We start from the raw sequence: 13,724 nt of genomic DNA on the forward strand, positions 1-13,724 counted from the left end.
CGCGCCGGTCGCGTTGACACCCCGACCCCGGCGTTCCTATGGTGGTCCCACCTCGAGGGGAGTATTTCCCGAATGTCGCGTCGGTCATGACGCGGGGCCCATGCCCCGCTCGGCGCGCGCCCTGCCGCCCAGGGTGAAAGAGACCTCGATCCGCGCCGTCGTGATCGAAAGGTCCCCCATGACGCCCCTCCCCCTGGCCGCTGCCGACACCTCGTCGTCCACGAGCATCGCCGACCCGATGCTGTGGGCGCTGACGCTCGGCGGCGTCGTGCTGCTGCTGGCCTTCGACATGGTCCTGACCCGGCGGCCGCACGCGGTGTCGATGAAGGAGGCCCTCGCGTGGTCGGCCTTCTACCTGGCGCTGCCGCTGCTGTTCGGGGTGTACGTCTGGCAGCAGTTCGGGAGCCAGACCGGGCTGGAGTACTACACCGGCTACCTCGTCGAGAAGTCGTTGTCGGTCGACAACCTCTTCGTCTTCATCCTCATCCTCACCGCCTTCGCCGTGCCGCGCGAGCTGCAGCAGCGGGTCCTGCTCATCGGCATCATCGGCGCCCTCGTGCTGCGCGGCGTGTTCATCGCCCTGGGCGCCGCGCTCATCGCCAACTTCGCCATCACCTTCCTCGTCTTCGGGCTCATCCTGCTGGCGACCGCGTGGAAGGTCCTCAAGGACGCCCGCGACGACAGCCACGTGGAGGTGGCCAAGCTGCCCGCCGTCCGGCTGACCCGGCGCTTCTTCGCCGTCACCGACGACTACCGCGGCACCCGCTTCACGGTGCGCGAGGGCGGGCGCCGCGCCCTCACCCCCTTCGCCCTGGTGGCCCTGGCGATCCTCGGGACCGACGTCGTCTTCGCCGTCGACTCGGTGCCGGCGGTCTACGGCATCACCGGCGACCCCTACCTGGTCTTCGTCACCAACGCCTTCGCCCTGCTGGGTCTGCGCGCGCTCTACTTCGTCCTCGAGGGTGCCCTGGGCCAGCTGCGCCACCTCGGCTACGGGCTCTCGCTCATCCTCGCCTTCATCGGGGTCAAGCTCGTGCTGCACTGGGCGCACGGCGTCTGGGAGGGTGTGCCCACCGTCCCCACGCTGGCCTCGCTGCTGGTCATCGTGGGCATCCTCGGGGTCACCGTGCTCACCAGCATCGTGGCCGAGCGCCGCGACGCCCGCTCCCGGGTTGACGCCGCGTCATCGTCATGAGCTAGAGTGCGGGACGATGACTCACCTGCTCCTCCTCGGCTGCCGCAGCGAGACCTCCTAGGTCCGGCCCTCGCTGCGGAGTCGCCGCTGTCCCGGACACCCAGCGCCCAGCGAGAAGAGCCACCGATGAGCATCAGCACCGCCCCTTCCCCCAGCGCCACGCGCTACCCCAACCCCCAGCAGCCGAGCGGTATGCCGGTCGGCCGCTACACGGCATACCCCGCCGTCGACCTGCCGGACCGCACCTGGCCGGGACGGACCATCACCGAGGCCCCGCGGTGGTGCGCGGTGGACCTGCGGGACGGCAACCAGGCCCTCATCGACCCGATGACCCCGGACCGCAAGCGGCGCATGTTCGAGCTGTTGGTCCGCATGGGCTACAAGGAGATCGAGGTCGGCTTCCCGGCCGCGAGCCAGACCGACTTCGACTTCGTGCGCATGCTCATCGACGAGGGCCTCATCCCCGACGACGTCGTCATCCAGGTCCTGACCCAGGCCCGCGAGCATCTCATCGAGCGCACCTACGAGGCCATCGCCGGCGCGCGGCAGGCCATCGTGCACCTCTACAACTCCACCTCGACCCTGCAGCGCCGCGTGGTGTTCGACGCCTCCGAGGACGAGATCGTCGACATCGCCGTGCGCGGCGCCCGGGCCTGCAAGAAGTACGAGGAGCAGCTGCCCCCGGGGACCGAGGTGTTCTACGAGTACTCCCCGGAGTCCTACACCGGGACCGAGCTGGAGTTCGCGGCCCGCATCTGCAACGCGGTCATGGAGGTCTTCGTCCCGAGCGCGGAGTCCCCGGTCATCATCAACCTCCCCGCGACCGTGGAGATGGCGACACCCAACGTGTATGCCGACTCCATCGAGTGGATGAACCGTCACCTCGACCACCGCGAGCACGTCGTGCTCTCGCTGCACCCGCACAACGACCGGGGGACCGGGGTGGCCGCGGCCGAGCTGGGCTACCTCGCCGGGGCGGACCGCATCGAGGGCTGCCTGTTCGGCAACGGCGAGCGGACCGGCAACGTGTGCCTGGTGACCCTGGGGATGAACCTCTTCAGCCAGGGCGTCGACCCGATGATCGACTTCTCCGACATCGACGAGATCCGGCGCACCGTAGAGCACTGCAACCAGCTGCCCGTCCCCGAGCGCCATCCCTACGGCGGCGACCTGGTCTTCACCGCCTTCTCCGGCAGCCACCAGGACGCCATCAAGAAGGGCCTGGAGGCCATGGAGCGCGACGCCGGCGCGGCCGGCACCGCGGTCGACGACTTCCGCTGGGAGGTCCCCTACCTGCCGGTCGACCCCAAGGACATCGGCCGGACCTACGAGGCGGTCATCCGGGTCAACAGCCAGTCCGGCAAGGGCGGTGTCGCCTACGTCATGAAGACCGAGCGCAAGCTGGACCTGCCCCGCCGCCTGCAGATCGAGTTCAGCCGGGCCGTGCAGCGGCATACCGACTCCGCCGGTGGGGAGATGACGCCCGCCCAGATCTGGGAGTCCTTCACCCACGAGTACCTCGAGCAGAGCGGCCCGGTGGTGCTGCACGACTTCACCAGCACCCACGTCGAGGGTGAGGACGCCGACGTCCGGCTGGACGCCCGGGTGACCGCGGCCGGGCGGGACCACGCGATCAGCGGCCACGGCAACGGGCCCATCTCGGCCTTCGTCGCCGGGCTCAACGGCCTGGGCATCGACATCCGGGTGCTGGACTACGCCGAGCACGCGCTGTCGGCGGGCGAGGACGCGCTGGCCGCGGCCTACGTGGAGTGCGCGGTGGGCGGCGAGGTCCGCTGGGGGGTCGGCATCGACCCCTCGACGGTCCGCGCCTCCCTGCACGCGGTCTGCAGCGCCCTCAACCGGCCGCAGCCGTGAGCGGCCGGGGCGCCCGACGGGCCTGACGGCGCCGCGCATCCGTCGCTCCTCCGGCGGGTGTGCCGTGCGCGGTCGTGGCCCCTACAGGGCCATGGGTGCGCACGGCCCGGGACGGGAGGGGTGTGCCGTGCGCGGTCGTGGCCCCAGGAGGGCCATATGTGCGCACGGTCCAGGACGGGACGGGTGTGCCGTGCGCGGTCGTGGCCCCAGGAGGGCCATATGTGCGCACGGTCTAGGACGGGACGGGTGTGCCGTGCGCGCTCGTGGCCCCAGGAGGGCCACCGGCGCGCACGGCCGTGGGCGGTGAGCCCCTGGCTGCCGAGCAGTGGCCCTCGGGACCGCCCCAGCCGAGAGGGCCCCGCAGCGTATGCCGTGCGCGGTCGTGACCCCCAGAGGGTCATAGCTGCACACGGTGCTGAACGGTGAGCCCTCTGGCCGCTGAGCAGTGGTCTCGGAACCGCCCCCAGCCGAGAGGGCCCCGCAGCGTATGCCGTGCGCGGTCGTGGCCCCAGGAGGGCCACCGGCGCGCACGGTCCTGAGCGGGGAGCCTCAGCCCCGGCCGTCGCCGAGGAAGGTCTGACCGTCCTCGGTGACGGTCCAGAACGGGTTGTGGGCGATCTCCCACACGTGGCCGTCGAGGTCGGTGAAGACGCCGGAGTAGCCGCCCCAGAAGCGGGTGCTCGCCGGGCGGAGCACCGTGGCACCCGCGGCCTCGGCGTCCTTCATCTGGTCGTCGACGTCGGCGGCGCTCGGCAGGTTGACGCCGACGACCTTGCCGCCCCAGGAGTCACCGCTGCCCGGGGTGTCCTCGGTGTCGGAGTCGACGTCGATGCCGGAGTCGACCGCGAGGGCGGCCCGCTCCCACAGCGCGACGACCATGCCGCCGGCCTGGAAGAAGGTGATGTGGTCCGGCGAGGGACCGGGCTGCCAGCCCAGGGCCTGGTAGAAGGCGCGAGCGCGCTCGAGGTCGCTCACCCCCAGGGTGACGAGGGACACACGCTGATCCATGACCTCAACCTAGCAACGCTGCCGACCCGGACCGCAGCCACCATCGGGCACACTGGAGGTATGCCGACGCCCGAGCCCGCACAGGTCGCGCCGCGCGGGCACGTGCGCGCCGCCGTGGACCTGCTCCGGGAGCGCGGGGACCGGCTGACCGGGCCGCGTCGCCGCGTGCTGGAGGCGATGGGGGCCCTGCCCGGCCACCCGGACGTCGCGGAGGTGCACGCCGCCGTCCAGGAGCGGGGGACCACGCACCTGGCCACGACCTACCGCGCGCTGGAGCACCTGTGCGCCGCGGGCATCCTCACCCACGTGCACCTCGATCACGCCCCGCCGCGCTACCACTTCTCCGCCCGGGTCACCGGGGGCGGGACCGAGCACGTCCACGCCGCCTGCCGTGGCTGCGGGGCGGTCCTCGACCTTCCGGCAACGGTCCTCGAGCCGGCGCACCGGCACCTGGCGGAGCGGGGCTACGTGCCGCACCTGGGGCATACCGCGCTGTCGGTCACCTGCCCGGACTGCGTCGGGGACTAGCCGCCCAGCAGCCGGGCGACCACGGGGGCGACCGCGCCGGCGACGGAGGTGGCGCGCACCGGACCGCCGGGGTTCGCGTGGGCCGCGGCCAGGCCGTGCACGAGCGCCCCGACGGAGCCCGCCTCGCGCGGCGGCAGCCCGGCGGCGAGCAGCGCGCCGCAGATCCCGGCCAGCACGTCACCGGCGCCCGCGGTCGCGAGCCACGGCGGCGCGTCGGCCTGGGTGCGGACCGGCACCCCCGGGTCGGGGTCGGCGACGACCGTGGTGGCCCCCTTGAGGAGCACCGAGGCACCGGTCGCCCGCGCGGCCCGGCGCGCGTGCCGCACGGGCTCGGCCTCGACCTGCTCGCGGTCCACCGGGCGACCGCCCAGCTCGGTGAGCATCGTGGCGAGCTCGCCGGCGTGCGGGGTGAGCAGGGTCGGCGCCTCGCAACGCAGGTGCCCCGTGCGCTGCCAGTGCGCGAGCAGCTGCAGCGCACCGGCGTCGACGACGAGGGGCGTGTCGCTGGCCAGCGCCTGCCGGAACCACTGCACCTGACGCCGGTCGGAGGTCTCCCCGTCGCGCAGGGGGACGCCCGGGCCCATGACCATCGCCTGGATCCGGCCCTCGCCGGGCACCACCTCCGGGCAGGCGGCGAGCACGAGGTCCTCCGCGCGTCCGGGTCCGAGGTAGCGCACCATCCCCACCCCGGTCTCGAGGGCTGCCGTGGTGCACAGGACGGCGGCGCCGGGGTACTCGGCGCTGCCGGCGATGACGCCCAGCACGCCGCGGCGGTACTTGTCGTCCCCCGCGCCGGGGACCGGCCAGCGCTCGGCGACGTCGGCGGCCTCGAGCCGCTCCACCACCGGCGTCGCCCGCATCGTGACCCCGATGTCGACCAGGGTCACCGCGCCGACCACCGCAGCGGTCGGCGGCAGCAGGTGGACCGGCTTGAGCATCCCGAGGGCCACCGTCTCGTCGGCGACCACGCAGTGCTCCGCCGCGGCCCCACCGTCCGGGTCGGCGCCGCTGGGCAGGTCGACCGCGACGACGTATGCCGTGCCCGGCACCGCCTCCGCGGCCGCCCGCATGGCCCCGCGCAGGCCGGGACGACCCCCGATGCCGAGCAGCCCGTCCACCACGAGGTCCGCGGTGGACAGCAGCTGCTGCACGGTCGTGGGCAGCTCCGCGGTGTCGGGGGCGACGTCGTGCACGGTCAGGCCCGCGGCCCGCGCCGCCTCCAGGCCGCCCGCGTGCAGCTGCCCGGCGATGCCGACCACGTGGACGTCCCGGTCCCCACCGCCGGCGAGCAGCGCCGCGGCGTGCAGCGCGTCTCCGCCGTTGTCACCCGGGCCTGCGAGGACCACGAGCCTCCCCGAGCCACGCGCGTCGTGACGGGCCGCGACCACCTCGGCCAGGCCGTGGGCGGCGCGCCGCATGAGCTCGCCGTCCGCGAGCCCGGCGCGCACCGCGTCCTCGGCGGCGCGGACGTCAGGGACGGCATACGCCCGGAGCATGTCAGTCTCCTCCCGGGAGCGGGGACGGGTGGGCCTCGGCGACGACCACGGCCGAGGCGACCCCGGCGTCGTGCGAGAGCGAGACGTGCAGGTGGGTGATGCCGAGCCGGTCGGCCCGGTCGCGGACCGTGCCCTGCGTGCGCAGGTGCGGTCGGCCGCTGCCGTCGCGCTCGACCCACGCGTCGGTCCACCGCAACCCGACCGGCGCGCCGAGCGCCTTGGCCAGCGCCTCCTTGGCCGCGAAGCGCGCGGCCAAGGACTCGGTCCGCAGCTCGAGCTCGTCGGCCGTGAAGAGCCGCTCGCCGAGGCGGGGGGTGGCCTCGATGCGCGCGGCGAACCGCGCGATGTCGACGACGTCGATCCCGACGCCGACGATCACCGGGCACCTCGTGCGGTGCGGTCCGGCACGCCCGTCACCGGCCTACTCGACCGTGACCGACTTGGCGAGGTTGCGCGGCTGGTCGACGTCCAGGCCCTTGGCGGTGGACAGGTGCAGCGCGAAGACCTGCAGCGGGACCACCGTGAGCAACGGGGCCAGCAGCGGAGAGGTGCGCGGGACGCGGATGACCTCGTCGGCGAAGGGCACGACGTCCTCGTCCCCCTCCTCGGCGATGACCAGGGTGCGCGCGCCCCGGGCCCGGATCTCCTGGATGTTGGAGACCACCTTGCCGTGCAGGCCGTGCTCGCTGTCCGGGGAGGGGACGACGATGAAGACCGGCTGCCCGGGCTCGATGAGCGCGATCGGACCGTGCTTGAGCTCGCCGGCGGCGAAGCCCTCGGCGTGGATGTAGGCCAGCTCCTTGAGCTTGAGCGCGCCCTCCATCGCGACGGGGTAGCCCACGTGGCGGCCGAGGAAGAGCACCGAGCGGGAGTCGGCCATGAAGTGGGCGATCTCCTCGACCCGGTCCATCGTGCCGAGCAGCGCCTCGATGTGGTCGGGGATGCCCTGCAGCTCGGCCATGACTTCGGCGGCGCTGCGGCCGTAGGACTCGCCGCGCAGGGCGCTGAGGTAGAGGCCGAGGATGTAGGACGCGGTGATCTGGGCGAGGAAGGCCTTGGTCGAGGCGACCGCGATCTCGGGGCCGGCGTGGGTGTAGAGGACGGCGTCGGACTCCCGCGGGATGGTCGAGCCGTGGGTGTTGCAGATCGACACCGTCCGGGCCCCGAGCTCCTTGGCGTGCCGGACGGCCATGAGCGTGTCCATCGTCTCGCCGGACTGCGAGATCGACACCACCAGCGTGCGCTCGTCGACCACGGGGTCGCGGTAGCGGAACTCGTGGGCCAGCTCGACCTCGACGGGGATGCGGGTCCACCGCTCGATGGCGTACTTCGCGACCATGCCGGCGTAGGACGCCGTGCCGCAGGCGACGATGACGATCTTGGTCACGGCCCGCAGGTCCTCGACCGGGATGTGCAGCTCGTCCAGCACCAGGTCGCCGTCGGCGTCGGTGCGTCCCAGCAGGGTGTCGGCGACGGCGCGCGGCTGCTCGTGGATCTCCTTCTCCATAAAGGTGTCGTAGCCGCCCTTCTCGGCCGCGGCGGCGTCCCAGGTGACCTCGTAGGTCTTGCCGTCGCTCGGCGAGCCGTCGAAGTTGATGACGGTGTAGGTGTCCGGGGAGATGGTGACGATCTGGTCCTGCCCGAGCTCCAGGGCCTGCCGGGTGTGCCCGATGAAGGCGGCGACGTCGGAGCCGAGGTAGTTCTCGCCCTCGCCCAGGCCGACGACGAGCGGGCTGTTGCGACGCGCGCCGACGACGACCTCGGGCTGGTCGGCGTGCACCGCCAGCAGGGTGAAGGCGCCCTCGAGGGTGCCGACGACCTCGCGCATCGCGTCGGTGAGGTCGCCGGTGCGGCCGAACGCCCGCTCGACCAGGTGCGCCACGACCTCGGTGTCGGTCTCGGAGGTGAAGCTCACCCCGTCCTCGAGCAGGCTGCTCTTGAGCGCGTGGAAGTTCTCGATGATGCCGTTGTGGACCAGCGCGAGCTTGCCGTCGGCACCGCCGCGGTGGGGGTGCGCGTTGGCGTCGGTGGGCCCGCCGTGGGTGGCCCACCGGGTGTGCCCGATCGCGGTGGCCGTCGGCGGCAGCGGCGCGTCGGCCAGCGCCTGCTGCAGGTTGGCCAGCTTGCCGGCCCGCTTGCGGGTCTGCACGCCGTCGTCCTCGACGACCGCCACCCCCGCCGAGTCGTAGCCGCGGTACTCGAGCCGGCCGAGCCCCTCCATGACCACGCCGAGGGCCTTCTCGCTGGTCCGTGGCCCGACGTATCCGACGATTCCGCACATGGGCTCCAGCCTACGTGCCCCGGTCCTCGCAGCCGGCATCCCCGGGCTCCGGCACGTCATGCCGTCCGCCTTGGCAGAATGCCCCCATGGGTTCGCCGGGCAGCACCGCCATCCCCTCTCCCTACGTGGAGCTCGACCGCGACGACTGGGCCCGGCTGCGCGAGGAGCACCCGATGCAGCTGGACGCGGCCGACGTGGAGCGTCTGCGAGGCCTCGGCGAGCGTCTGGACCTGGCCGAGATCGAGCAGGTCTACCTGCCCATCAGCCGGCTGCTGTCCTTCTACGAGCGTGCCACCGGGCGGCTGCACCAGGTCACCAGCGACTTCCTCGACGAGGGCCACGAGCGCACCCCCTTCGTCATCGGGGTGGCGGGGTCGGTGGCGGTGGGCAAGTCCACCACGGCGCGCATCCTCCAAGAGCTCATCTCCCGGTGGGAGTCCCGGCCGCAGGTCGACCTAGTGACGACCGACGGGTTCCTGTTCCCCAACGACGTGCTGGCCCGCCGCAACCTCATGCCGCGCAAGGGCTTCCCCGAGTCCTACGACCGCCGGGCCCTGCTGCGCTTCGTCAGCGAGGTCAAGGCCGGCAAGGCCGAGGTGAGCGCGCCGGTCTACAGCCACCTCGTCTACGACATCGTGCCGGGTGAGCGGACCGTCGTCCGGCGCCCGGACGTGCTCATCGTGGAGGGGCTCAACGTCCTGCAGCCGCCGCGTTCGCACGACAACGGCCGGGCCGGCCTGGCCGTGAGCGACTTCTTCGACTTCTCGGTCTACGTCGACGCGCACGCCGGGGACATCAAGCGGTGGTACGTCGAGCGTTTCCTCGAGCTGCGCCGGACCGCCTTCGCCGACCCCGACTCGCACTTCCACCGCTACGCCACGCTCACCGACGACGCGGCCGTGGACATCGCCGAGAACATCTGGGACACGATCAACGCCCCCAACCTCGTGGACAACATCCTGCCGACCCGCAGCAGGGCCCGGCTGGTGCTGCTCAAGGGGGCCGACCACAGCGTCGACCGGGTCCGGCTGCGTCGTCTGTAAGGTCCACGCGCGAGAGCGGGTCGCTGCCCCGCGGGTTCGCCGGCTTCTGGACCGCCAGCACCCTGGGCTTCCTCGCCCTGTCGACCACCACCCTCGGGCTCGACGTCCTGGTGATCCGCGACCTGGGCGCCGACGAGGTCGAGGTGGGCGTGGTCCGGGCGGCGCAGGTGGCTGGACGTCCTGACGGTATGGCGTGTGGTGGCCCTCGTCCTGGTCGCGGGGACCTTCGCGGTCTTCGGTGCCGCCGCGGAGCAGTCGGTGCTGCCCGACCTCGTGCCATATCACGCCCTGGTGCTCGCCAACGCCCGGCTCGGCCAGTCCATGACCGTCGCGCAGTCCGCGGGCCCACCGGCGGCGGGCGCGCTGGTCGCCGCGCTCGGCGCCGGGTCGGCCCTGCTCCTCGGCGGCGTGGCCCGGGTGGCCGCGGGGCTGCTCGTGAGCCGCATCCCCGTCCAGGAGTCCGCGCCGGAGCCGGCACCACGCCGCGCGATCGGACGGGAGATCCGCGCCGGTCTGCGCTTCGTCTACGGCCACCGCACCCTCGCCCCGCTCGCGGTCTCGACCCACCTGTGGTTCCTCGCCAACAGCGTCGCGGTGACGGTGCTCGGGCTGTTCGCCCTGCGGGCCCTGGACCTCGGCGCGCCCGGCTACGGCCTGGTGCTGGCGGCGGCGGGTGCCGGCGGGTTCGTCGGAGCCCTCCTCGCCCCGGCGGTCGGCGCCCGGATCGGCGAGGGGGACGCCATGATCCTGGGCCGGCTGCTCTGCACCCTCGCGTGGGTCCTGGCCCTGCTCACCCCCGGGGAGCGCGGAGCGGTCCCCGCGCTCGTCGTGCTGGGCGCGGCACAGGCCCTCTACGGCTTCGCGATGGGGCTCGAGGACCCCAACGAGATGGGCTACTGGCAGGCGCTGACCCCCCGCGGGCTCCTCGGTCGGGTGAACGCCTCGCGGCGCACCGTGAACCGGTCGGTCGCCGTCGTGGGGGCGCTGCTGGGTGGCCTGCTCTCCGCCGGGCTCGGCCACCGCGGCGCGCTCGCCCTGGCCGCCCTGGTCTTCCTCGGCGCAACGCTGGTCGCGGCCGCCTCCCCGGTCCGGGGCGCCCGGGTCGGCGACGCACCCGCCTGACCGTCGCGGACCGGCGCCCGTGCCGGCGACAGGTGGTGCTCGGATCGAGCGGGTAGGCCGCGTGGTCGGCTACGATCCGCCGCGGGGGGACGACGAGCGGCCCTCCACGGAGAGGAGCCCTCATGCCTGCAGCGCACCGTCGCGCCCTGCTCGCGCTGTCCCTGGTGGCCCTGCTGGGCGCCACCCCGGCGGTCGCGACACCCGACCCGGAGGACGCGGTCGTGGTGGACCGGCTGGCGGGCGACGACCGGTTCGCCACCGCGGCCCTCATCGCTGCGCAGCTCCCGGAGGGCGCGGACACCGTCTTCCTGGCCAACGGGCAGGACTACGCCCAGGGGGCCGACGCCGTCGCGGCGGGGGCCACCGCCGCCAGCGGCGTCTTCCCCGACCTCGTGGACGGCGGCCCGAGCGGGCCGGCGCCCGTCCTGCTCGTGCGCGGCATCGGCATCCCCGAGGCCACCCGGGCCGCGCTGGAGGAGCTGGCCCCGTCGCAGGCGGTGGTCCTCGGCGGACCCGGCGTCATCCTCCCCACCGTCGACGAGGAGCTCATCGAGATGGGGATCCAGCCGGTACGCGCCTTCGGACGCAACCGCTATGGCACCGCGGCCGTTCTGGCCGCGACCTTCGGGCCGGGTGTCGACACCGTCTTCGTGGCCTCGGGCGAGGCGATCTTCCACAAGCCCCCCGTCCCGCCGATGATGCCCGACGCCCTGGCGGCCTCGGCGCGGGCCGGTGCGGAGGGCGCCCCCGTGCTCCTCACCCGGCTCGACGAGCTGCCGCGGGAGACCCGCGCGGCGCTGGAGGCCCTCGCCCCCGGCTCGATCACGATCGTGGGCGGGGAGAACGGCGTCTCCCGACGCGTGGCGCTCGAGCTCGAGGCGATCGCCCCCGTCACCCGGGTCAAGGGCAGCACGAGGTATGAGACGGCCGCGGCGCTCTTCGCGGGCCGGGGGACCGGCGGCCAGGCCTACCTCGCCTCGGGCGAGGGCTTCGCCGACTCGCTCTCGGTCTCGGCGCTGGCAGCGACGCAGCAGGCCCCGCTGCTCCTCTCGCGACCGTACGGCGTGCCCTCGGTCACCGAGCAGGCCCTGCTCGAGGCCCGCCCTACGAGCGTGCACCTCGTGGGCGGACCGACCGCCCTCGACGACGCCGTGCTCACCGACGTCCGGACCCTGCTCGGTCCGTGACGCGAGGCGCGGCTCAGTCCATGCGGGCGTAGCGGGCACGGGCCAGGCTGTAGACGCCGTAGAGCGTCAGGCCCACCGCGACGGCGAGCAGCAGCGCGGTGCCCGACGGCTGCTCGGCGAGCGTCTTCAGCGCGCCGTCCATGCCCTGGGCCTCTTGCGGGTCGGCCTGCCACGCGGCGAGCCCGAAGAGCCCGCCGACGACGAGGAGCGCGACGCCCTTGGCGGTGTAGCCCACGGTGCCGGCGAGCCTCACCCCCGTCCCGAGCTGGCCGCCACCGGTCGCGGCCAGGTCCTCCAGGAACTTCTGGCTCAGGCCCTTGTAGACGTGGTAGACCGCGACCCCGAGGGCGCCGAGCGCGACGGCCCCGACGATCCACCGGCCACCGGGCATCTCCATGAGCCGCTGGGTCAGGTCGGCGCTGGACTCCCCGCCCCCCGAGCTGCCTCCCCCGGTCGCGAAGCGCACCGAGACCACCCCGAGCGCGGCATACAGGACCCCCTTGCCGACCGCCTTGAGCCGGTCGCCGGCCCCACCGCCGCCGACGGTCCCCTCCAGGACCTGGAAGAGGGCGAGGGCGAGGAAGCCGACCACGCAGAACCACAGCAGTACCGGCCCGGCCGGCGCCTCGCGCACCGTGGCGATGGCACCGCTGGTGTCGGCCTCCCCACCGCCGCCCAGGGCCACCCGGCCGGCGATCCAGCCCAGCGCCAGGTGGATGAGCCCGCTCGCCGCGAAACCGATGCGCGCGAGCGTCTCCAGCCAGGGGTGGTCCGCGACCTGGCGCGCGCGGCGGGAACCCTCGTCCACGATGTCGTTGCTCACGCCGGCGAGCATGACAGCACCCCCGTCGCGGCGCGAGCGGGGGTGCGGTCAAGGGGTGCCGGGAGCCGGCGTGCGGGCCCTCAGTACCAGTTGACGGCCTGGGAGTGCGCCCACGCGGCGCACGGCGAGCCGTAGCGGCCGGAGATGTAGCCCAGCCCCCACTCGATCTGGGTCGCCGGGTTGGTCTGCCAGTCGGCGCCGGCGGTGGCCATCTTGCTGCCGGGCAGCGACTGCGGGATGCCGTACGCCCCCGAGCTGGGGTTCATCGCGGTGTGGTTCCAGCCCGACTCCTTCTGCCACAGCGAGTCCAGGCAGCCCCACTGGTCCATGCCCCAGCCGTAGCTGCCGAGCATCGACTGCGCGATGCCGCGGGCGTCACCGCTGTAGACCGGGGTGGGCTCCGGCTCCGGCTCCGGCTGCGGCTGCGGCTCGGGCTGAGCGGCACGCTCCTGGCTACGGGAGGCGGCCTGCTCCTGCTCGGCGCGCTCGGCGGCGGCCTGCTCGGCGGCCGCGGCCTCGGCGGCAGCCTGCTCGGCGGCCGCGGCCTCGGCAGCAGCCTGCTCCGCGGCGGCCTTCTCGGCGGCTTCGCGCGCGGCCTTCTCGGCGGCGGCGCGCTTCTTCTCGGCCTTCTCCTGCGAGATGCGCTCGGCCTGGTCCTGGACCGTCTGCAGGCTCTCGTCACGCACCCCCGTGGACACCCCGAGGGCGGCGGCCTGGTCCTCGCGCATCTGCTTCATCTGCGCGAACATGCCGGTGGACTCCTCGGCCGCGGTGTCGCTCAGCGCGGCGACCGCGTCCGCGGCGACCGTCGGCGAGAACTGCCCCACCGAGGCACGCAGCGACTCCTGCGAGTCCGCGGACTCCGCCGGGCCGGCGCCGGCCGTGGCGGCGTAGGTCGCCAGGCCCAGCGACCCGGCGGCGATGGACGCGGTCACGGCGATGGCCGCCGGGCTCATCCGTCGGCCGCGCGTGCGGCGGGCCTGCTGGTCGTCGGTCAGGGGGGCATGGGGCATGGGCACAACTTCCTCGGTCGGGTTGGCGCCGTCGCTGTCGCAGGGATGCAGGGGCCCGGCAAGGAGATCAGGACGCTCGGGGCCGGACGGCGTTACCAAAACGTGATGTACCCCTCTACCGTGCCGGTTCAGGGTGGTCGCGTCAAACCCTGA

General features: G+C 73.7%; 12 protein-coding genes. 6 read left to right on the forward strand and 6 right to left on the reverse strand.

The window, feature by feature from the left end; all coding sequences use genetic code 11:
• Positions 1 to 178: 178 nt before the first annotated feature.
• Both AVL62_RS06520 and leuA read left to right on the forward strand, forming a co-directional pair.
• On the forward strand, positions 179 to 1,195 hold the full coding sequence (locus AVL62_RS06520) for a TerC/Alx family metal homeostasis membrane protein (RefSeq protein WP_058890829.1): 1,017 nt from the start codon (positions 179 to 181) through the stop codon (positions 1,193 to 1,195).
• 126 nt (positions 1,196 to 1,321) lie between these two features.
• Positions 1,322 to 3,070, forward strand: coding sequence for a 2-isopropylmalate synthase (leuA, locus tag AVL62_RS06525; protein ID WP_058890830.1), 1,749 nt, complete (start codon positions 1,322 to 1,324; stop codon positions 3,068 to 3,070).
• 549 nt (positions 3,071 to 3,619) lie between these two features.
• Here leuA and AVL62_RS06530 read toward each other — a convergent pair.
• Positions 3,620 to 4,078 carry a VOC family protein gene (locus AVL62_RS06530; RefSeq protein ID WP_058890831.1) on the reverse strand — a complete coding sequence of 153 codons (459 nt, stop codon included), beginning with the start codon at positions 4,076 to 4,078 and terminating at the stop codon, positions 3,620 to 3,622.
• A 60-nt stretch (positions 4,079 to 4,138) separates the two neighbouring features.
• On the opposite strand from AVL62_RS06530, the gene AVL62_RS06535 reads away from it, so the two are divergent.
• Entirely contained in the window at positions 4,139 to 4,606 is a 468-nt protein-coding gene (locus AVL62_RS06535) for a Fur family transcriptional regulator (RefSeq protein WP_058890832.1), read from the forward strand.
• Here the strand turns inward: AVL62_RS06535 and AVL62_RS06540 are convergent.
• From AVL62_RS06540 to glmS, 3 genes are read right to left on the reverse strand one after another with little or no spacing between them, the layout of a single operon-like run.
• Complete coding sequence (locus tag AVL62_RS06540) at positions 4,603 to 6,102, reverse strand: NAD(P)H-hydrate epimerase (protein WP_058890833.1); 1,500 nt, start codon at positions 6,100 to 6,102, stop codon at positions 4,603 to 4,605. The genes AVL62_RS06535 and AVL62_RS06540 overlap by 4 nt on opposite strands.
• Position 6,103: 1 nt before the next feature.
• Positions 6,104 to 6,481, reverse strand: coding sequence for a holo-ACP synthase (locus AVL62_RS06545; RefSeq protein WP_058890834.1), 378 nt, complete (start codon positions 6,479 to 6,481; stop codon positions 6,104 to 6,106).
• A gap of 42 nt (positions 6,482 to 6,523) precedes the next feature.
• Positions 6,524 to 8,383 carry a glutamine--fructose-6-phosphate transaminase (isomerizing) gene (gene glmS / locus AVL62_RS06550; protein ID WP_058890835.1) on the reverse strand — a complete coding sequence of 620 codons (1,860 nt, stop codon included), beginning with the start codon at positions 8,381 to 8,383 and terminating at the stop codon, positions 6,524 to 6,526.
• Positions 8,384 to 8,469: 86 nt separating this feature from the next.
• On the opposite strand from glmS, the gene coaA reads away from it, so the two are divergent.
• The 3 genes from coaA to AVL62_RS06565 all read left to right on the forward strand — a co-directional run bounded on the left by coaA (position 8,470) and on the right by AVL62_RS06565 (position 11,735).
• Positions 8,470 to 9,426: a type I pantothenate kinase gene (gene coaA / locus AVL62_RS06555; RefSeq protein WP_058890836.1), complete on the forward strand. Its 957-nt coding sequence runs from the start codon at positions 8,470 to 8,472 to the stop codon at positions 9,424 to 9,426.
• 180 nt (positions 9,427 to 9,606) lie between these two features.
• Complete coding sequence (locus AVL62_RS06560; protein ID WP_268793641.1) at positions 9,607 to 10,548, forward strand: MFS transporter; 942 nt, start codon at positions 9,607 to 9,609, stop codon at positions 10,546 to 10,548.
• A gap of 122 nt (positions 10,549 to 10,670) precedes the next feature.
• The gene (locus tag AVL62_RS06565; protein WP_058890838.1) at positions 10,671 to 11,735 is read left to right on the forward strand and encodes a cell wall-binding repeat-containing protein; all 1,065 of its coding nucleotides are present in this window, start codon (positions 10,671 to 10,673) and stop codon (positions 11,733 to 11,735) included.
• A 13-nt stretch (positions 11,736 to 11,748) separates the two neighbouring features.
• On the opposite strand, the gene AVL62_RS06570 is transcribed toward AVL62_RS06565, so the two are convergent.
• Entirely contained in the window at positions 11,749 to 12,558 is an 810-nt protein-coding gene (locus AVL62_RS06570; protein ID WP_235585575.1) for a DUF1206 domain-containing protein, read from the reverse strand.
• An 80-nt stretch (positions 12,559 to 12,638) separates the two neighbouring features.
• Positions 12,639 to 13,571, reverse strand: a complete 933-nt coding sequence (locus tag AVL62_RS17515) for a lytic transglycosylase domain-containing protein (protein ID WP_058890840.1) — start codon at positions 13,569 to 13,571, stop codon at positions 12,639 to 12,641.
• Between the last annotated feature and the right edge of the window lie 153 nt (positions 13,572 to 13,724).

This window comes from Serinicoccus chungangensis (assembly GCF_001483745.1).
Lineage (GTDB): Bacteria > Actinomycetota > Actinomycetes > Actinomycetales > Dermatophilaceae > Ornithinicoccus > Ornithinicoccus chungangensis_A.